Below are 19,169 nucleotides of genomic sequence, written 5' to 3'. Positions count from 1 at the left end.
CTCAACTCTCCGTGTGCTTGAGGACTTCGGCGAGGCTCGGTGCCTCCCGGTCCCGCTGAGACATCAAAGTGACCGGCAGCGGCCAGGGGATGGCGAGCTCCGGGTCGTCGTAGGCGATCGTCACGTCCTCGGCCGGGTCATGCGGGCGGTCGATCCGGTACGAGGTGTCGGCGGTGGCGGTAAGTGCCTGGAAGCCGTGCGCGCATCCCGCCGGGACGTACAGGGTCGCCTGTGTCTCGCCGGACAGCTCGAACAAGGCCTGACCCAGGTACGTCGGCGAGTCCGGCCGCAGGTCCACGACGACATCGAAGATCTGCCCGTACGAGCACCGCACCAGCTTGGCCTCGCCGGCACCGGAGCGCAGGTGCAGGCCGCGCAGCACGCCCCGGAACGAGCGGGACACGCTGTCCTGGACGAAGGCGCGCGGGTCGAGGCCCACCGAGCGGATCACGTCGGCGTCGAAGGTACGGCAGAAGTAGCCGCGTTCGTCGGTGTACGGCGTCGGCTCGAAGAGGAACGCGCCCGCGATCGCCGGGACTTCGGTCACTTTCATACGGCCTCCTGGCGGGGTCGGTTGTTCACGGGCAACAGGGCCGCCGTCAACTCGCGGAACTGAATGTGGAGTTGCCGGGTAGCGGCCAGGTTCCGGTCGGTCAGGGTCTGTCGCAGCTCCGCCGAACGCTTCTCCAGGTCCCGGAACTGTTCGAGCAACCGGTCGGCGTGGATCTCGCGGGCCGGGTGGCAGTAGGCGGCGAGGCCCATCCGGTCCATGAGTGCGTCGCTCTTCGCCGCGTAGCTGAGCGCGAGAGTGGGGGCGCCGACCTTCAGCGCGCAGACCAGGTTGTGATAGCGGGTCGCCACCACCGTGCCGGCGGCCGCCATCTCTTTCATCAGGTCGGCGAGTGAGGCGACTTCGGGTGCGGTGACCAGGGGGGAGTCCACCGCGTCGAGGATCGCGGCCACGACCGGGGAGTCGCAGGCATCGCCGGTGAGCAGCCGTACCTGCCTGCCGTCCTCGACCAGTGCGCGGACGAACCGTGTCGTCCCGTCCAAGTAGCGCCGGTGGATCTCCTCGGCCCGGGCACGGTCGTCGTTGCCGCCGTGGAAGTCCATGACGCCTACGCAGACGGAGCCCGATGGTGCACTCCCGCACGGTGTCGGCAGCGCGAAGGCGAGGTCCGGGTAGACCTTGTCGCGCGTGGTGTTCACCCCCATCGCCCGCAGTGCGTCACGGGACAGGTCGTCGCGGTACGAGCGATACGCGGCGAGCCTGGCCGACCAGCGGACCAGGGCCCGCGTCGGGCGGTGGTGAATCTCGTCCGCGCCGACGCCGACCAGCGCGACCCGGGTGCCCAACAGCCGGCCACTCGCGCAGAGCAGGAACAGCGCGTACGGGAAGCCCCACGGCCGCAGCGGCAGCGTGGCCTCCAGGACGCCCATGCCCGGCACGATCACCACGTCGTGCCGGCGCACCCAGGCGGCGGTCCGGACGGCGTCGACGAGTTTGCCCAGTCCCTTCGCCGCGATCGCGCCCGCACGTGACGCGGTCCGGTACTCCCCGCGGTACCAGTGCAGCCGCGTCGCGGGGATCCCGTAGCGAGCCGCGACGACCTCGGGTCCGCCGCACAGCGCGTCCACGACCGCCTCCGGGTGCTCGGCGCGGAGGTACCCGAGCACGGCCTCCAGCGACCCGTCGTTGCCGAGGTTGCCGGAGCCGAGCAGGCCGAACACTCCGACACGCACCGGGTTTTCGTCCGCGGACGTCACGCCTGCCTCCCTTCAAGACCTTCAAGACCTTTACGACCTTGACGTCCGGCGACGAGGGCGTCGACGGAGACGGTGAGCAGGTCCGGATCGACCGGCGCGCGGTCCTCGACCCGCTCACCGGCGCCCGGCCGGACCCGGCTGGTCATCCACGCGGCCAGGTGGCCGAAGCACGCGCGCCGGTCGGCCGGGGACAACGGCGCCCGCCGGATCGCCGCGACGAAGCCCCAGACGTACTCGGCGAGCAGCCGGGGCGTCGGGTGCAGCGGGCCCGCCCGGCGCGGGTCCAGGTTGACGCACCGGGAGCGCTTGGACGGGTTCGCCCGCTCGGCGCGGGTGGGGTGGTCGCGGCGGAAGTACAGCAACTCCGGGACCTGGTGGAAGGGCCCGTGCAGGGTGATCTCGGCGACGAACGTGCGGTCCGCGTGGTGGTAGCTGTCGTGCGGCTTCACCCGGCGCAGCACGTCGGCCCGCATCACCCCGTAGAAGTCGTCGCCGCCGGGCTCGAACAGCATGCTGCGAAACCGCTCGGGCGCGCTCGGCGAGGCGGTGGCGAGCGTGTACTCGTACGGGACCTTCACCTGGCCGTCGCCGTCGATGACCGCCTGGTCGGCGTGCGCGAGGATCACGTGCGGCCGCTCGTCCAGCGCCTCCACGCAGCGCCGCAGCAGATCGCGGGCGTAGAGGTCGTCGTGCGAGGCCCACTTGAACAGCTCGCCGCGGCACTCGGTGAACACGTAGTTGTGGTTCGGCGCGGCGCCGATGTTGTGGGGCAGCCGGAGGTACCGGATGCGTGAGTCCTGCGCGGCGTACTTGCGGCAGATGTCCTGGGTTCCGTCGGTCGAGGCGTTGTCGGAGATGACCAGCTCGAAGTCCTCGTAGGTCTGGCCGAGCAGGGCGTCGAGGGACTCGGCGAGGTACTCCTCGCCGTTGTAGACGGGCAGGCCGATGCTCAGCCGGGGATGGGCGGTCATGACGTCCTCACTTCGCGAATGGTCTTCTGGTGGTGCTCGCGCAGGGCGGACCGCAGCTGCAGCCACCACACGGCCGAGCCGCTGACGGTCGCGGCGGCGACGCCCCAGGCCGAGCCGACCGTGCCGGCCACGGCCGCCCCGCCGAGCCCGCCGATGACGTAACAGGCGGAGGCGAACAGCTGGCTGCGCAGGCTGCGCCGGGCCGCGCCGAGCGCGCGCAGCCCGGCCGCCGCGCCGGTGCCGAGCCCGGCGCCAGCGACGCCGAGCGTGGCCGGCACGATGAGCTCCGAGGCGGAGTGCCAGACACCGCCGAGCACCCACTCGCCGAGCCGGTCCGGCATCAGCAGCAGCGCCGCGCCCCAGAGCAGCGCTGCGGCGGCCTGCCCGCCGCCCAGCAGGAGACAGAACGTGGCCAGCCGGTGCGGGGCCCGCCGCAGCACCCGTGCCGCCTCCGCGACGGTGACCAGTGAAAGCCCCATCAGCACGGCGAGGAACGGGCCTTGCAGCAGTTCGGCGCCCCGGACCGCGCCCACCGCGCCGACTCCGGCGATCACGCCGAGGCCGTACGCCCGCAGCTGGCTCGCGCCGCTGAGGCAGGTGTTCTCGACCAGGTACCGCGTGCCGAGGTCGCGGTGCTCGCGGAGCCATTCGCGCACTCCGGTCAACCGGGGCCGGATCCCGGACTGGAAGCAGCCGTACACCGCGGCCACCGCGGCGGACCCGCCCCAGGCGAGCACGAAGGCGGCCACGCTGTCCACGCGGGCCGCCACCACCATGGCCGGGACGAGCGCGACGCCCCACACGAGGTCGTTGACGAACGCCTTCCGCCCGACGCCGGCGGCGAAGAACGAGTACCGCCAGGCGTCCTGCAGCAGCAGCCCCGGCAGCATGACGCCGAGGCAGGCGAACGCGGGCCCCACGCTGCCGCCGAGGCCCAGCCCGACCACCAGACACGCCGCGCCGATGACGGCACCGACGCCGAGCGCGGTACCCGACGACCGGGCCACCGCCCCGCGCCAGGACCAGCCCGGCACGCCGCTGAAGCGCACCACGAGCGGGTCGGTGGCCAGCCCGCGGGAGACGCTGAGCACCACGCCGTAGGTCACCCAGGCCAGGCTGAACACGCCGAACGCGGTCAGCCCGAGCGAGCGTGCCACGTAGATCCCCACCGCGAAGTTGGTCATGCTGGAGGCCGCCTGGTCGGCCAGTCCCCAGGACAGCCGGCCGACGACGGCCCGCCTGGCGGTCGCAGCCTTGGGCCTCGTCCTCTCCCCCTCGGTGGTCACCGGCGTCATGCCTTGATCAGCCCGGCGCCGTGCAGGGCGTCGGCCGCGGCGGCGACGGTCTCGAAGGGCAGCCCGGACCGCTCGGCGACGTCCAGCAGACTGTGCTCGCCGTCGGAGAGGTTGAGCACCCAGAGCATGGCCATCTGGGCCTGCTTGGTGTCGCTGCGGCCGCCGAGCGCGTCGTACAACCCGCGTCGGCCCAGCTGTGGTTCGCCGTAGGGGCTGAGGTTGACGTACCTCCGGTTGCGGTCGAGGACGGCGAACGCCTCGCGGCAGACGGCGAGCGTGTCGGCCATCGCCTCCGGGGAGACGAAGTCCAGGTTGTCCGCCGAGGTGTGGTACTCGGGATAGCCCGCGTACGGGGTGCGGGTGAGCGAGCCCACGCCGAGGTTGAACCCGGGTGAGCAGAACTGCCGCTCGTCGTAGCCGTACGGAGTGAACTCGGCGACGCGGTGGGGGCGTTCGGATGCGGCCAGCACATGCGCCATCACCCGGTCGATCTCGGCGTCGCCGCGTCTGCTCCGCTTGTACGTCAGCCCGCCCGGGTCGCCGGCACAGGCCAGCACGAGCCCGTGCTTGACCCGCGCCACCCGCTCCGCGTTGCGGGCCAGCCAGGTGATCGCCCCGATGGTGCCGGGCGCGAACAGGAACCGGTAGGTGTAGTTCGGCGTTTGCTGTGCCAGCGCCCGGGCCAGATACGTCGCCACCGCGATGCCGGCCAGGTTGTCGTTGGCCAGCGACGGGTGGCAGACGTGGCAGGAGACGATCACCTCGTCGGGGACCTGCCCGGGGATCACATGCTCGGCGTAGGTGAGGTGGCCGTCGGCGAGGGTGGAGTCGATGCGCACGTCGTACTCGCCGTCCGGCAGCGCGTCCAGGGTCTCCTGGGCCAGGCAGAACCCCCATTCCGGTTTGTAGTAGCTGGTGCGGTACGGCACCCAACTCGGATGGTCCGGCAGGGTGTGCAGGTGTGTGCGCAGCTCGGCCAGCGGCATGGTCGCCGACACCGGCACGCTGTAGCCGAGCACGTGCAGGCTGGACGCGGCGAAGTCGACGACCCGGTGGCCGGTGGCGTCGGCGATGTACGCGTCCCGGATGTTCCACTCCTGCGGCACCGTCCAGTCGAGCACCTGAGTCCCGGTCGGCACCTCGTGCACGTGCAGCGGGATGTACTCGCCGACGATGTCCAGGGTGGCGCGCACACCGTCGCCGGTGATGCTCCGGCAGAGCGGATACAGCCGCTCCACCAGCGCGTACATCTCGTCGCCGGTCGAGGTCGTCGGCTGGTCGCCGGCCGCCGTCACCGGCGCCACCGCAGGGTGTCGTCCACGGCACCGGCGTCGGACGCCGCGCGCAGCACGGCCAGGCGGGTGAAGCGCTGCTCGAAGTCCTCCTTGGTCAGCCCGTGCTTCCGGTAGGCGCCCGCGAGTTCGAGCGCGCCCCGCTTCACCGTCCATTCGCAGTCGAAGCCGGGTATCGCGGTGCGGAAGCGGGAGAAGTCCACCCGGTAGGACCGCGGATCGGCGCCGGTCTCCCCGGTGATCACCACCTTCGAGCCGTCCACCGCCTCGGCGACCTGCTCGGCGATCTCGGCGACCGTGACGTTGTTGATCTCGCTGCCGATGTTGAACGCACGGTCGTGCACCGCCTCCCGTGGAGCGGTCAGCGCGGCCAGGAAGGCCCGTGCGATGTCGGCGGCGTGCACCAGCGGACGCCAGGGTGTGCCGTCGGAGAGCACCAGCACCTCGCCGGACAGGAGTGCGTGGCCCACCAGGTTGTTCAGCACGATGTCGGCGCGCAGCCGGGGCGAGTGGCCGAAGGCGGTGGCGTTGCGCATGAACACCGGGCTGAAGTCGCCGTCGGACAGCGCGTGCAGGTCGTCCTCCACCCGCACCTTGGACTCCGCGTACGGCGTCACCGGGCGCAGCGGGGCGTCCTCGGTCACCAGGTCGTCGCCGCCGGCGGCGCCGTACACCGAGCACGTCGACGCGTACAGGAAGCGCTGCACCCCGGCGTCGCGGGCCAGCCGGGCCAGCCGTACGGACGCGTGGTGGTTGATGTCGTAGGTGAGCTCGGGCGCCAGCGATCCCAGCGGGTCGTTGGACAGGGCGGCCAGGTGGATCACGGCGTCCACGCCGGCCACGTGGTCGGCCGTGACGTCGCGCAGGTCCACCCGGTGCCCTGGTGGGTCCGCGGGCGACGGGCCGAGAACGCAGTCGGCGAACAGGCCGGCGTCGAGGCCGACGATCTCGTGGCCGGCAGCGGCGAGGACCGGGGCCATCACGGTGCCCAGATAGCCCTGGTGTCCGGTCAGTAGTACGCGCAAGGTTCAACCCCCCAGGTTGAGCGTGAGTTTGGTGACGGCGAACGCCTCGGCGTATCGCTCGTGGCATTCGATGCCGCGGATCCGCGCAAGACCGAGGAAGGCTTCTCGGTCGTACCAGGGCCGGTGCCGCTGCGAGGGGTAGTGCTCCTGCAGCAGCCGTACCTTCTGTTCGGCGATCTCCGGCGCCAGCGGCTGGTACGCCGCCGGACGGCCGAGATCGCCGTCCCACTTGACGATCTCGTAGCCGAGCACAAGGTGGTCGCGGAAGGCGGTGGGTATCAGCTTCGCCAGGCCGCGGTGATCCTGGTGCGCGTCATCGGTGCGCGGGGCCAGGATCAGATCCGGGTCGGTCTGCTCGCGCAGCTCCTCGACCGCGGCCTTGGCCTCCTCCCAGTGCGCGGGCATGCGGCCGTCCGGCAGCTTGTGCACGGTCAGCCGCAGGTCGGCGCCCGGGCAGAAGGCGGCGAGCGCGGCCTGCTCCTCCTGCTCGCGCTCGCTGCCACCGCCGGAGAGCACCAGCGCGTCGACGCGGATGCCCGGCCGCGCGCGGCACAGCGTCAGCAGCGTGCCGCCGGCGCCGATGGCGATGTCGTCGCAGTGCGCCCCCACCGCGACGATCCGGTCCGGGCTGCCGATGCTGAGCCGGATCACGCGCTCACCCCGGCGCTGTCCCGCTCCCACACGGCCCACGGGCGGTCGCCCCGGGCGTAGGCGGCGTCGAGCGCGGCCCGCTCCTTCACGGTGTCGGTCGGCTTCCAGAAGCCGCGGTGCTGGTGCGCCACGAGCCGGCCGCGCTTGGCCAGTTGGGCGCATCCGTCGGCGACCAGGTCCCCGTTCTCCGGTATGTGGTCGAAGACCTCCTGGCGGAGCACGAAGTAGCCGCCGTTCTCCCACAGCGGCAGTTCACTCACCGCGGTGATGCCGCCCACCAGGCCGTCCTCGCCCAGCTCCACGCAGTGGAACGACGACTGCGGCGGCACCACCATCATCGACGCGCCGGCGTCGCGCCGGGCGAACCGGTCGATCATCTCCGGCAGCGGGGCGTCGGTGAGCACGTCGGCGTAGTTGGCGAGGAACATCTCGTCGCCGTCCAGGTGGTGCCGCACCCGGCGCAGCCGCTCCCCGATCGGTGACTCGATGCCGGTCTGCGCGAACGTGATCGTCCAGTCCGACATGTCGGTGGACAGCAGCTCGGTCCGCCCGCCTCTCAGCACGAAGTCGTTGGACGTCGTCTCCTCATAGTTGAGGAAGAAGTCCTTGATGTGGTGGGCCCCGTACCCGAGACACAGGATGAACTCCGTGTGCCCGTAGTGCGCGTAGTAGCGCATGACGTGCCAGATCAGCGGTCGCGGGCCGACCATCGCCATCGGCTTGGGCACGTCGTCCGCGGCACCGCTGCGCATCCGCATCCCGTAACCGCCGCAGAACAGAACGACCTTCATCGTGTGACCTCGACAATGCTCAGTTCCGGGATGGGGAAGACCAGCCGGCCGCCCCAGTCGTGCACGAAGGACAGCTGCTCGACCAGTTCGTCCCGCAGGTTCCACGGCAGGACGAGGACGTAGTCCGGTTTGTCGGCGGCTATCTGCTCGGGCGGCAGGATCGGGATGCGGGTGCCCGGGGTGAATCTGCCGTGCTTGTAGGGGTTGCGGTCGACCGTGTACGGGAGCAGGTCGGGCCGGATGCCGCAGTGGTTGAGCAGGGTGTTGCCCTTGCCCGGGGCGCCGTAGCCGACGACCGTCTCGCCGCGCTCGGCCGCCTCGATGAGGAACCTGAGGAGATCCCGGCGCACCTTCGCCACCCGGGCGGAGAACTCGGTGTATCCGGACAGCTCCTGCAGCCCGGCGGCCTTCTCCCGGGCCAGTACGTCGGCCACCCTTCCCCAAGCTCTCGGCTTCGCTCGAGCAGGGGAGACCCCATTCGTCGGCTCGCCCGCCACCTCGGCCGGCCGGGCCCACAGCCGGATGGAGCCGCCGTGCGTGGGCAGCAACTCGACGTCCACGAGGGCCAGTCCGCCGCTCGCCAGGGCTCGGGTCGCGGACGCGACCGTGTAGTACTGGAAGTGCTCGTGGTAGATCGTGTCGTACTGGTTCTCCTCGATCAGCGTCAGCAGGTGCTGCACCTCGATCGAGACCCAGCCGTCGTCGGCGACCAGGGCGCGCAGTCCCTGGGTGAACCCGACCACGTCCGGGATGTGCGCGTACACGTTGTTGGCCACGACCAGGTTCGCCGGGCCGTGCTCGGCGCGGACGGCCGAGCCTGTCTCCGGGCTCAGGAACTCCGTGAGCGTGGGCACACCCGCGTCCCGCGCCGCGGCGCCGACGTTCACCGACGGCTCGATGCCGAGGCAGCGGATCCCGCGCTCCACCACGTGCCGCAGGAGGTACCCGTCGTTGCTCGCGACCTCGACCACGAAGGCGTCGGAGCCATCGGCGCCGAGGCCCAGGCGCTGTACGGCGTCGGCGACGAACGTCCGCGCATGCTCCACCCAGGAGGTCGAGTACGAGGAGAAGTACGCGTACTCCTCGAACGTCTCCTCCGGCGTGATCAGCGGCGGGATCTGCGCCAGCCAGCAGTCGGTGCAGACCCGCAGGTGCAGCGGGTACGCGGGCTCCGGCTGGTCCAGTTGGTCGGCTGCGAGAAAGCTCTCGCACGGTGGTGTCGCCCCAAGGTCGACGACGCTCGCCATCGCTTCCGAGCCGCAGAGTCGGCATCGTGTCATCTACTGTCCCCATCCCCCCTGCTCGCGCGGGTGTCCCCGCCGCGAGCCAGTGCTGACCGCCCCGCGATCGCGGTGCGGTACTCCTCAACGAGGCGCTCCAGCCCGACGGCCGGGCTGAAGCCCTGTTCGTAACGGCGCCGGGCCGCCTGGCCCATCTCCCGGTTGCGGGCCGGCTCGGCCGCGATCCGGCGTATGCAGGACGCGAGCGAGGCACGCTCGCCCGGCTGGTGCAGCAGCCCGGTCACGCCGTCCTCGACGAGTTCGACGAAGGCGCCGTGACCGGCGGCGACGACCGGGACCCCCGCCGCCATCGCCTCCACGACCACCAGGCCGAACGCCTCCAGCCACGTCGAGGGAGCCACCACGGCGACCGATTGCGCGATCACCTTCCGGCACTCCGCCGGGCCCAACAGGCCGACGTACCGCACGTCGTCCCGGCCCGCCGCCCAGGCGATCACCTCGCGCTCCAGTGGCCCCGCGCCGGCGATCACGAGCGGCACGCCCACACCGCCGCTCGCTGCGATCTCGTCCCACGCGGCCATGAGCAGCCGCACGCCCTTGGCCTCCGCGAGCCGGCCGAGACAGAGCAGATGCTCGCCGACGCCTGAGCGGCGGTCGTCCGGGTCGGGCACGAAGTTGTGCTTCACCGCGAGCCGCTCGGCGGGCATGCCGGCCCGTACCAGGACGTCGCGCTGCGCCGCGGAGATGCAGAAGAACCGCTCCACGCCGGACCACCACCGCCGCCGGTTGACCGACAGGCTGACCGCGAGCGGCACCGTCGCAAGGCGGGAGTTCCGGTAGCAGCCGTGCCCGACGGCGGGCAGCGGGGTCGCCGACCCGACGCACTCGGTGCACGGTCGGCCGTCCCGTTGCAGCGTGCCGGGCGGGCAGATCTGGGTGTAGTTGTGCAGCGTGGCGACGGCGGGCACACCGGCGTCGGCGCAAGCGGCGAGGACCGCGGGCGACAGGAGCGGGAAGACGTTGTGGACGTGGACCACGTCCGGCCGTTCGGTGCGCAGCCGGGCGGCGAGTTCCGCGCGGACCGCCGGGTTCCACGGCACCAGGAGCGGCACCGCGACCTTGCCGAGCAGGGACCGGGCGGCGATGTCGTCGCTGCGCCGCTCGAACACCTCGACCCGGTGGCCGGCCCCGCGCAGCAGCGCCACCTCCTGGTCGACGACCTTGTTCTCCCCGCTCGGCTGCGCCGAGGCGTAACGGTTGTGCACCACGAGGACGTGCATGCTCAGGTCACCTCCGATCTCCGGGCCCATACCGGGGTGCGTTGTCGAGGGACTTCGGGCGTCGCGAGAGGAGCGGTCGCGGCAGGTGCCGCCAACAGCGAGGCGGCCAGGGCCAGATGCAGCAGATACGGCGAGGCGTCGCCCAGGCCTGCCTCGGTGTACGACGCGACCGCGCAGTAGCTGATCAGGAAGATCGCGCAGGCCCTCTGCAGCGACGGCGGTCGCAGCAACGCGACGCCGCCGAGCACGATGATGATCGCCGCGACGAGGGTGACGCCGATCAGACCCTGCTCGTGGTAGACGGCCAGCCAGCTGTTGTCGATCGGCAGCCCGCCGAACGACTTGTCGCCCAGGCCCATGCCGAACACCGTCTCCCCGGTCGTCCGGGGCGCTGCCAGCAAGGCGTCCCAGACCTTGGCCCGACCGGTGAGGCTGGCGAAGTTCTCCTTGCTCTGTCCGCGCAGGAACCACGCCTGCAGCGCGGAGCCGAGCCCCACCGCGGCCACCGCGGCGCACAGCACCGTCCAGACGAAGAACCGGCGGGCGGCGGCGCTGGTCAGGACGAGCGAGCCGATCGCCGACGCCAGCCCGATGAACAGGCCGAGCGTGGCCGTCCGGGTGTGGGTCAGGGCGAGCAGGACGAGGGACGGCACGATGACGACCGCCGCGCTCGCCTTGTCGGTCCTGCGGCCCAGGACGAGCAGCACGGTGAGCCCGGTGATCACCGCGGCGTACTGTCCGATCTGCGGCGGGGTGAGCGGCCACAACGCGCCGACGAGGCGTCCGCCGTAGAGGTCGGGCAGGGCCGCGCCCGGTGAGACGGCCAGGCCGGCGGCCACCGACCCGAGCACCGCGAAATACATCCGGATGTGGTGCCGGACGAACGTCAGGCCGCCGTCCCACCAGCGGCTGAGCAGCCACAGCGTGCCGACGAAGAGAGCCAGCCGGGCGCAGCGGAACAGCGCGCCGAACCCGGACTCCAGATGCGCGCTGGAGATCACGCTCGGCACCAGCAGCAGGGTCAGCAGGAACAGGTAGGCGCCGGCTCGGATGCGCAGCCGGAGATTGACGGCGAGCGCCAGGGCGAACGCGGCGACCAGCGCGCCCATGGTGACCATCTGGATGAGGGAGCGGGGCAGCGGGACGATGGTCTTCGCCCCGGCGGAGCCGAGCGTGTTGAGGACCAGCAGCCCCCAGGCGATCCCGGCGGTCTTCGGTGTGGTCTCCCCGTGCACCTCAACCACCGGCCCGTGGGTCGAGGGTGCTGCCCGCGTCCTGCCGGTAGCGCTCGCCCTGCCACTGCCCGAAGCCGATCACCCGGCTCGTGTCCTGGGCGACGAACTTCCACGGTCCGAGGTAGACGTTGTCGTGCCAGCGGTTGCGCTGCTTGTGGGTGATCGCCTCGGCCACCTTCTCGCCCTGGTACGGCGACCAGTCCGGGTAGGTGCCGTAGTTGGCCAGCACCGCCATGCGGTCGCACTTCGCCGTGCACTTGACGACGGACTTGTCCAGCACGAAGCGGTTGTCGCGGATGTCCACGCGCTGGGTCTTCCACCGGCAGTCGCCGTAGAGCGGGGGCTTGCCGATCGCAGGCTTCGCGCAGCGGTCGGTGTCCTTCACCAGCAAGGTGCAGTCACCGGACGAGGTGTTGGCCGGGCTGTTGCAGAACCGGTCGGCGTTCTCCCAGAGGGTGATCCCGGACCAGTTGTTCTCCAGTACGTTCCGGTAGATCTCGATCTTGTCGGTGCGGGCCCGGATCCGTGGTTCGCCGCCGGATTCCGACACGTAGACGGTCGCGAACGGGAAGTTGTCGCCCGCTTTGGCCTCCCTGCGGCCCTCGACCCAGTTGTTCCGCCGGATCGTGTTGTTCCGGACGACCGCGTTGTAGCTGGTCTCGTAGATCAGGGCGGCACCGTCGTTGGCCTCGAGCACGTTGTTCTCGATGCGGAAGTCGTTGTTGTTGGTGTCCGCCCACAACCCTGTTCCGCGGTTGTCGTGCACCCAGTTGCCGCGTACGTCGGCGCCGTTGACGGCCCAGAACTTGATGCCTCCCGTGCAGCCGCAGCCCTTCCGCCGCCGCTCCCAGTCGCCGGTGTTGTTGCCCACGATCTCGTTGCCCTCGACCACCAGGCCGCTGATACGGCCGCCGGCCTTGTAGGCGTTCATGCCGTACTGACCGTTGCCGCGCAGGCAGCTGGCGCGGACCCGCTGGCGGGCACCGGCCATCAGCCCGGCGCCGGAGTTGTGCTGGATCGTCGCGTGCTCGATCACCCACCCGTCGGCCGAGTCATGGTTGACCACGCCCTCGTCGTGCGGCGCGACGAAACGCTGCACGGTCAGGTGGCGGATGGTGACGTCTCGGGCGGTGCCGCCGAACGCGTACTGGTTCTTCTTCCCGCCGTCGAACACCGCGCCCGGCGCACCGAGATAGCGATTCCCCTCCTTGGGAATGACCTGGGCGTAGCGGTCCGGGTCGAGCCTGTGCTTGCCCGGTCGAAGCCAGAACGTGGTGTTCGGCGGGCTGGTCCTGGTCTTCGCAGCCAGGTCGCCGACCACCGCGGGGTCCACCGTCACCGCACCCGCCGGCGCCTTCGCCGGCCCGGCCGCGGGCTTGGCGCACACCCGGGCCACGGGCGTGGACGACGGCGCGGCGGTCGGCTTCGCCCTGGCGTCCGGCGTGCTCTCACAGCTGGTCGCCGCCATCAGGGCCAGTGTCAGCGGTGCCGCCGCCAACGCCCAGTGCCGCCTCTTGATCCCCACGCGCCCCCCTAGCCGCGGAACCTGAGCACGGTGGTGAAGCCCTCCGCGCCGTCGGTGAAACCGGTGCCGACCAGCGTGGTGGTGGGTTCCTTGCGCCCGAATCCTGCGGAGTACCAGCCCAGCGGCGGGTCGGTCTCGCCGCGATGCGCCCGCCAGGACAGCTGCCCCGGCAGGTCGAGCACCGCGGAGCGGTCCTCGCCGTCCCGGGCCCAGGTGAGCACGGCCCGGTTGCCCGCCAGGTCCGCGGCGATCGCCGGGCCGAGGTGGAACGCCAGGCGTACGTCGCGGCGCGGGCCGCGCACCTCGTCGACGACCCTCAACTCCTGGCTCTCGGCGATCAGTTCGACCCGGCGGCGGTGCATGGCGGGCTGGTAGCCGTCGTGTTCGGCGGACCAGCGGGCCACGCCCTCGGTGGACGTGTCCACGGCAAGGACGCGGCTGCGGGCATGCCGGGTCCACAGGAACGGGCCGCCGGAGACGGACTGGTCACCGCCGTTCAGCTGCAGGGTGTTGTGGCCGAGGGTCGACCGGAAGTACTGCCGCCACTCGGGCTGCCCGTGGTAGCAGTACGTCCCCGGGTCGGCGAGCACGTCGACCCCGTCGTGCCGGACCTCCACGGAGAGCGCGTCCGCGTGGGCGTGTGCGGCGATGGACAGGAAGCCGTGCGGACCTGCGTCGCAGCGGCACCAGATCTCTCCAGGGCCGCGCAGGATGGTCATGCCCGCGTCGGCGAAGTGCGCGGGGCGGCTTGCCGGTCGGGTCACGGTCGGTTCAGTGGGTTTGACGAGCGCGGCCAGCAGCGGGGTGCGCACATCGGTGCCGGTCACCGCCGGCCACCAGGCGAGCCGACCGAAAACGGCATCCCCGGTGGCCAGCAGCGAGGCCCAGCGGTCGGTGCCCGCGCCGTCCACGACCAGACCGTGACCGTCGTCCGCGTCCCCCTGGCGCGGCGGCCGTAACCGGCTGTCCACGACGGCCGCGAGCGCGTCGGTCATCCGCAGCAGCACCAGCCGGATCGACGCGGGAACCGGCACGTCGGCTGCATCCGCCTCGGCCACCGCGGCCAGGCCCAGCTCCAGCACCAGTCCGTGATACTCGGTGGCCAGCTCGCGGTTGAGGCCGGAGCCGAAGGTGTTGCCGCGCAGATGCCGGTCCAGCGACCGCAGGGCGTCGGATCGCCAACGCGCCGAGGAGGGGAACCACGCGAACGCACAGGCCGCCGCGAACTGGCCGGCGGCCTCGGCGATGACGTGGTTGTTCGCCGACGACCCCCGGCTGGGGAAGGCGGCCAGCCAGCGCTGGTGGTGCCAGATCTGGTTCCGCGCCACCGGGTTGTCCTCGAACAGCCCGGCCGCGCCCGGCCATCCGTCGAGCAGCCGGCGGATCCACACCCAGGACAGCAGCCGGATGCCCAGCTCGATGCCGCTGATCCAATGGACGCCGCGCAGGGGCGGGTTGGCCGCCCACCACGACCGCAGGTGGTCGGCCACGCGCTCGGCGTACCGCTCGTTCCCGGTGATCGCGTAGGCGGCGGCGAGCACGGTGAGGTACTGGTGCCGGGACAGCTCCCAGATCTGCTTGATGTCCCCGACCGCGTCCTCGTTCCGGTACGGCACGTCGAAGGCGTAGCCCCACGGAGCGCGCCGCCCGGTCTTCGGGTCGCACCACCAGTCCGGGTCGACGAGGTCGTCACGGACCACCCCGAAGTACTCGACGTGCCCGTACATCAGCCGGTCCGCCTCGGCGATGAGACGCTTCGCGGCGTCCGGAGGTATCGCGGCGATCGTCCCGGCGGGCAGTACCGCGGTGAACCGGGCGTCGGTCACGCCCGGGCATTTCGGCCGCGCCGACCGCCACCGGCGCCTGCGCACCGTGTCGCCCACCCGGCCCGCGACCTCCTGCGGTCCCATCCGGGACAGCCGTCGCAGGTACCAGCCCGCGCTCATGGTCATCGGGGCCGCTCCAACGTCACCGGTGCACCGCCCGCCAGACCGGCCTGCACGGCGAGGGTGGCCGCCGTGGTGGCGAACAGCGACTCCAGCGGCACCGGCATCGGCCGGCCGGTCCGCACGGCCTTGACGAACGCGGCCAGCTCGGCGTTCTGGCCCTTGTCCCGGGCCTTGGGCAGCCGCGAACTGACCCACCGCTTGCGGCCGTAGACCGAGGCACGGACGAAGTCGTCGAGCCGCAGCGCCTTGCCGTCCGCGACCAGGTCCAGCGTCTCCTTGGGGAGGCCGGCCGGTCCGGTGGTGACGTAGCTGATGGTGGCGGTGGACCCGTCCGGGTAGCGGAGTACGACCTGGAGGTCCTCGTTGCCGGACGGGGCGACCGCGTAGACCGAGACCGGGTCGGCGTCGAGCAGCCAGCTCGCCGTGTCGATGAAGTGTCCGCCCTCGCCCGCGAACCGTGAGCCCTCGGTGCCCTGTCGGAGGTACCAGCTGCCGTGCTGCAGCCGGCCCGCGTTGACCAGGTAGCGCAGGTTCGCCGGTCCGGTCCGGGTGCCGAACCGCTTCTTGGCCTCCCGCAGCAGCGGCGCGAACCGGCGGTTGAAGCCCACCTGCAGCCGGTCGTTGCCGGACTCCTCCACCGCCGCGAGCACGACGGCCAGCTCGTCCTCGGTGAGCGCCAACGGCTTCTCCACGAACACCGTCTTGCCGGCCAACAGCGCCTTCCGGGTCAGATCGGCGTGCGAGCTGTGCCGGGTGACCACGAACACCGCGTCGATGGACTTGTCGCCGAGCACGGCGTCGAGATCGGTGGTCGCCTCGGCGAAGCCGAACTTGCGCTGCGCGTTGGCCGCGGACAGCGCCGTAGTGGTGACGACGGTCGACAACTCGACACCGTCGCGCTGTGCCAGGTGCGGCAGCAGCATCGACGTCGCGTAGTTTCCCGCGCCGACGAACGCGAGCCGCACCGGTGTCTTGGCGGCCCGGGCCGGACTCCGCTTCATGCTTTTGGTGGACACAGCCACCGCGGGCACGGCCACCGCCGGGGCCGCCGCTTCCTCCGCTGTCCCCTCCTCCTGGGGGTACCGGAACAGCACGGCCACGGCCTTCAAGTCGCCGTCTTTCAGACGCTGGTACGTCTCGACGGCGTCGTCGAAGTCGGCGACGTGGGAGATCAGGGGCTCGACGTCGACGCTGCCGCGCGCGAGGAGGTCGAGGAAGCACGCCAGGTTGCGGCGCTCGGTCCAGCGCACGTAGCCGATCGGGTAGTCCCGCCCCTCCAGCTCGTACTCCGGGTCGTAGCGACCGGGGCCGTAACTGCGGGAGAACCGGACGTCGAGCTCCTTCTCGTAGTACGCGTTCCAGGGAAGGTCCAGGCGGCACTTGCCGATGTCGACGACCCGGCCGCGGTCCCGGCTCAGCTTGGCGGCCAGCTCGACGGGCTGGTTGCTGCCGCCGCCGGGGGCCAGGTACACCTGGTCCACGCCGTGACCGCCGGTGAGTTCGGCGACGCAAGCCTCCACAGCCGCGGACGCGGGATCGCCGCAGGCCGCAGCCCCCAGGCGCTCCGCCAGCTCGCAGCGCACCGGGTCGGGGTCGACCCCGACGACGCGGACTCCCGAGGCGGCGAGGAGCTGCACCACCAACTGCCCGATCAGCCCGAGGCCGATGACCAGCGCCACCTCGCCGAGCTGCGGCTCGCCTTGGCGGACGCCCTGCAGCGCGATCGACCCGACCGTGCCGAAGGCCGCGTGCCGCGGCGCGAGACGGTCCGGCACCGGGACGTAGAGGTTCTTCGGCACCCAGTTCAACTCGGCGTGCAGCGCGTGCTCGTTGCCGGCGCAGGCCACGAGGTCGCCGACCTTCACGTCGTCGATGCCGGCGCCGACCTGTTCGACCGTCCCGCACAGCGAGTAGCCCAGCGGCGTGTAGGAGTCCAGCTTGCCCATCACCTTGCGGTAGGTGGCGGGCACGCCGTTGGTGGCCACGCTCTGCATGACCTTGGCCACCTGGTCCGGCCGGGAGCGGGCCTTGCCCAGCATCGACATACCGGCCTCGGACACCTTCATGAGCTCGGTCCCGGTGGAGATCAGCGAGTAGGCGCTGCGGACCAGCACACCGCCCGGCTTGCACCCCGGCACCGGAACGTCGAGCACCGCCAGCTCGCCGCTCTTGTAGTTCTGTACAACCTGCTTCACTCGAACTCCTCTGATTCCTAAGCCGTTGACCGAGTGCTCTGACCGGACCCAGAGGTCGCGTCGCGATACCAGTACTCGAGGGTCAGCACATGCCACAGATGCTTGGAGAAGTCCCGCTGTCCGGCGGCGTCCTCGGCGACCATCCGCTGAAGCGCGTCGCGGCGCAGGAACCCGGAGCGGACCAGCTCGCCGTCGTTGACCACCTCGCGTACCAGCGGTGCCAGATCCCGGCTCATCCAGGCACGCAGCGGGGCGCTGAACAGGCCCTTGGGCCGGTAGACGATCTCCCGGGGCAGGATCGAGGTGGCCGCCTCCTTGAGGACGGCTTTGCCCTGACGTCCGACGATCTTGCGGTCACCGGGCACGGCGAACGCCGCCTTGACCACCTCGACGTCCACGTACGGCACCCGCACCTCGGTCGACGCGGCCATGCTCGACCGGTCCGTGTACGCGAGGTTCAGGCCCGGCAGGAACATCCGCGCGTCGGTCAGGCACATGCGGTTGACGAAGTCGTCGAGGTCGTTGTCCCGGTAGGTGTCCGCGTGTTCGGTCAGTACGTCGTCGACCGTCCCGGCCAGGTCCGGATCGACCAGGGCGAGCAGCTCGGCCTGGTCGTACATGGTGTAACTGCGCCGGAACGCGGTCTCCTCCGGCAGATCGGCGAAGGAGAGGAACCGCTTCGCGAAGCGCACCGACCGGTAGCCGCGGCGGGACGTGGCGACCGGCAGCCGGTCCACGGCCGCGGACACCCCGCGCCGCAGGGGCCGCGGGACGCGCTGGTACCGCAGCGCGATCAGGTTGGCGAGGTGCTTGCGGTACCCGGCGAACAGCTCGTCGGCGCCCATCCCCGAGAGCATCACCTTGACCCCGGCCTCCCGGGCGGCCGAGCAGATCAGGTACGTGTTGATCGCGGCGGGGTCGCCGATCGGCTCGTCCAGGTGGTACGTCATCTGCGGCAGCAGGTCGAGCACGTTCGGGGCGATCTCGATCTCGTGCAGGTCGACGCCGAACCGCTGGGCTACCTGCCGGGCATAGCGCAGGTCGTCCGGCATCGCCTCGAACCTGGCGTCCTCGGCGCGGAATCCGATGGTGTAGGCGGAGATCCCGGGTCGGTGGCGGGCCGCCAGCGCGGTCAGGTAGCTGGAGTCGAGGCCGCCGGAGAGGAAGGTCGCCACGGGTACGTCGGAGAGCAGGTGTTGCCGGGTCGACTCCTCGACGATGGCGGCCAGGTCCGGCCGCTCACCGGCCCGGGCCCGCTCCCGGCCCTCGACGGCGACGTCCTTCAGGTGCCAGTACCGGCCGCGCTCCACCCGGCCGTCGGGCCGGCACCGCAGCCAGCTCCCCGGCGGCAGCTTCTCCGCCTCGCGGAACGCGCACCGGGAGTCCGGCACCCAGTAGTACAGCAGCGAGGCCACCAGCGCCGTACGGTCCACCTCCAGCGATCCGCCGGTCGCGGCGGCGAGCGCCTTGAGCTCGGAGGCGAACACCAGGCCCCCGCCGCGCCGGAGAAGGAACAGCGGCTTGATGCCCAACTGGTCACGGGCCAGCACCAGTTCACCGGTGCGCTCGTCGAAGATCCCGAACGCGAACATGCCGCGCAGCCGGGGCAGGCAGTCCGTGCCCCAGCGCCGCCAGGCCTCGAGGAGCACCTCGGTGTCGGAGGTGCCGCGGAAGCGTACCCCGGCGGCGGCCAGCTCGGCGCGGAGCTCGGGCGCGTTGTACAGCTCGCCGTTGTACGTCAGGGCGAGGCCGTCCGAGAGCATCGGCTGGGCGCCGGTCTCGGACAGGTCGATGATGGCGAGCCGGCGGTGCCCGAGCTGCACTTCGCCGTCACCGGCGGGGTGGCCGTACCGGCCCGACCCGTCCGGACCGCGGTGGGCGAGGGTTTCGGTGAGCCGGTCGGTCACCAGCTTCCCGTCCGGCCATCGGTAAGTACCTGCGATGCCGCACAT

Annotated in this window: 15 protein-coding genes; all 15 read right to left on the bottom strand. The window is 71.5% G+C overall.

Translation table 11 applies throughout. The features are described from left to right. Position 1: 1 nt before the first annotated feature. Genes rfbC through asnB form a run of 15 tightly spaced genes read right to left on the bottom strand, consistent with a single transcriptional unit; the run spans position 2 to position 19,169 of the window. Complete coding sequence (gene rfbC, locus ACIBAG_RS38055) at positions 2–553, bottom strand: dTDP-4-dehydrorhamnose 3,5-epimerase (protein WP_399111762.1); 552 nt, start codon at positions 551–553, stop codon at positions 2–4. Continuing rightward, positions 550–1,767, bottom strand: coding sequence for a polysaccharide pyruvyl transferase family protein (locus ACIBAG_RS38050; protein ID WP_399111761.1), 1,218 nt, complete (start codon positions 1,765–1,767; stop codon positions 550–552). The genes rfbC and ACIBAG_RS38050 overlap by 4 nt, the downstream gene beginning before the upstream one ends. Beyond that, the gene (locus ACIBAG_RS38045) at positions 1,764–2,738 is read right to left on the bottom strand and encodes a glycosyltransferase family 2 protein (protein ID WP_399111759.1); all 975 of its coding nucleotides are present in this window, start codon (positions 2,736–2,738) and stop codon (positions 1,764–1,766) included. The genes ACIBAG_RS38050 and ACIBAG_RS38045 overlap by 4 nt, the downstream gene beginning before the upstream one ends. Continuing rightward, on the bottom strand, positions 2,735–4,033 hold the full coding sequence (locus ACIBAG_RS38040) for a hypothetical protein (protein ID WP_399111758.1): 1,299 nt from the start codon (positions 4,031–4,033) through the stop codon (positions 2,735–2,737). Before ACIBAG_RS38040 ends, ACIBAG_RS38045 begins: the two co-directional genes overlap by 4 nt. Continuing rightward, complete coding sequence (locus tag ACIBAG_RS38035) at positions 4,030–5,283, bottom strand: DUF4910 domain-containing protein (protein WP_399111922.1); 1,254 nt, start codon at positions 5,281–5,283, stop codon at positions 4,030–4,032. Before ACIBAG_RS38035 ends, ACIBAG_RS38040 begins: the two co-directional genes overlap by 4 nt. Positions 5,284–5,324: 41 nt before the next feature. Beyond that, positions 5,325–6,350, bottom strand: a complete 1,026-nt coding sequence (locus tag ACIBAG_RS38030) for an NAD-dependent epimerase/dehydratase family protein (RefSeq protein WP_399111756.1) — start codon at positions 6,348–6,350, stop codon at positions 5,325–5,327. Positions 6,351–6,353: 3 nt separating this feature from the next. After that, positions 6,354–7,001 carry a PIG-L deacetylase family protein gene (locus ACIBAG_RS38025; protein WP_399111754.1) on the bottom strand — a complete coding sequence of 216 codons (648 nt, stop codon included), beginning with the start codon at positions 6,999–7,001 and terminating at the stop codon, positions 6,354–6,356. After that, a complete protein-coding gene (locus ACIBAG_RS38020; protein WP_399111752.1) occupies positions 6,998–7,792 on the bottom strand; it encodes a glucose-1-phosphate cytidylyltransferase in 795 nt (264 codons plus the stop codon). The genes ACIBAG_RS38025 and ACIBAG_RS38020 overlap by 4 nt, the downstream gene beginning before the upstream one ends. Beyond that, positions 7,789–9,072, bottom strand: coding sequence for a class I SAM-dependent methyltransferase (locus ACIBAG_RS38015; RefSeq protein WP_399111750.1), 1,284 nt, complete (start codon positions 9,070–9,072; stop codon positions 7,789–7,791). The genes ACIBAG_RS38020 and ACIBAG_RS38015 overlap by 4 nt, the downstream gene beginning before the upstream one ends. Beyond that, entirely contained in the window at positions 9,069–10,313 is a 1,245-nt protein-coding gene (locus tag ACIBAG_RS38010; RefSeq protein ID WP_399111748.1) for a glycosyltransferase family 4 protein, read from the bottom strand. The genes ACIBAG_RS38015 and ACIBAG_RS38010 overlap by 4 nt, the downstream gene beginning before the upstream one ends. 2 nt (positions 10,314–10,315) lie before the next feature. Next, a complete protein-coding gene (locus ACIBAG_RS38005; protein ID WP_399111921.1) occupies positions 10,316–11,548 on the bottom strand; it encodes an O-antigen ligase domain-containing protein in 1,233 nt (410 codons plus the stop codon). Between the two features lies 1 nt (position 11,549). After that, positions 11,550–13,073, bottom strand: a complete 1,524-nt coding sequence (locus tag ACIBAG_RS38000) for a right-handed parallel beta-helix repeat-containing protein (RefSeq protein ID WP_399111747.1) — start codon at positions 13,071–13,073, stop codon at positions 11,550–11,552. Positions 13,074–13,081: 8 nt separating this feature from the next. Continuing rightward, positions 13,082–15,025 carry an alginate lyase family protein gene (locus ACIBAG_RS37995; protein ID WP_399111745.1) on the bottom strand — a complete coding sequence of 648 codons (1,944 nt, stop codon included), beginning with the start codon at positions 15,023–15,025 and terminating at the stop codon, positions 13,082–13,084. After that, positions 15,022–17,217, bottom strand: coding sequence for a bi-domain-containing oxidoreductase (locus ACIBAG_RS37990; protein WP_399111743.1), 2,196 nt, complete (start codon positions 17,215–17,217; stop codon positions 15,022–15,024). The genes ACIBAG_RS37995 and ACIBAG_RS37990 overlap by 4 nt, the downstream gene beginning before the upstream one ends. A gap of 17 nt (positions 17,218–17,234) precedes the next feature. Continuing rightward, on the bottom strand, positions 17,235–19,169 hold the full coding sequence (asnB, locus tag ACIBAG_RS37985) for an asparagine synthase (glutamine-hydrolyzing) (RefSeq protein WP_399111741.1): 1,935 nt from the start codon (positions 19,167–19,169) through the stop codon (positions 17,235–17,237).

It is taken from the genome of Streptomyces sp. NPDC051243 (genome assembly GCF_044455405.1).
In the GTDB taxonomy this organism is placed as follows: Bacteria; Actinomycetota; Actinomycetes; order Streptomycetales; family Streptomycetaceae; genus Streptomyces.
Note: the sequence above shows the minus strand (reverse complement) of the source record. Positions and strands in the feature narration are given on the sequence as shown.

Coding starts and splice junctions, on each gene's coding strand:
- rfbC (WP_399111762.1), bottom strand. CDS start 553: ATGAAAGTGACCGAAGTCCCGGCGATCGCGGGCGCGTTCCTCTTCGAG.
- ACIBAG_RS38045 (WP_399111759.1), bottom strand. CDS start 2,738: ATGACCGCCCATCCCCGGCTGAGCATCGGCCTGCCCGTCTACAACGGC.
- ACIBAG_RS38040 (WP_399111758.1), bottom strand. CDS start 4,033: ATGACGCCGGTGACCACCGAGGGGGAGAGGACGAGGCCCAAGGCTGCG.
- ACIBAG_RS38035 (WP_399111922.1), bottom strand. CDS start 5,283: ATGTACGCGCTGGTGGAGCGGCTGTATCCGCTCTGCCGGAGCATCACC.
- ACIBAG_RS38020 (WP_399111752.1), bottom strand. CDS start 7,792: ATGAAGGTCGTTCTGTTCTGCGGCGGTTACGGGATGCGGATGCGCAGC.
- ACIBAG_RS38015 (WP_399111750.1), bottom strand. CDS start 9,072: ATGACACGATGCCGACTCTGCGGCTCGGAAGCGATGGCGAGCGTCGTC.
- ACIBAG_RS38010 (WP_399111748.1), bottom strand. CDS start 10,313: ATGCACGTCCTCGTGGTGCACAACCGTTACGCCTCGGCGCAGCCGAGC.
- ACIBAG_RS37995 (WP_399111745.1), bottom strand. CDS start 15,025: ATGACCATGAGCGCGGGCTGGTACCTGCGACGGCTGTCCCGGATGGGA.
- asnB (WP_399111741.1), bottom strand. CDS start 19,169: ATGTGCGGCATCGCAGGTACTTACCGATGGCCGGACGGGAAGCTGGTG.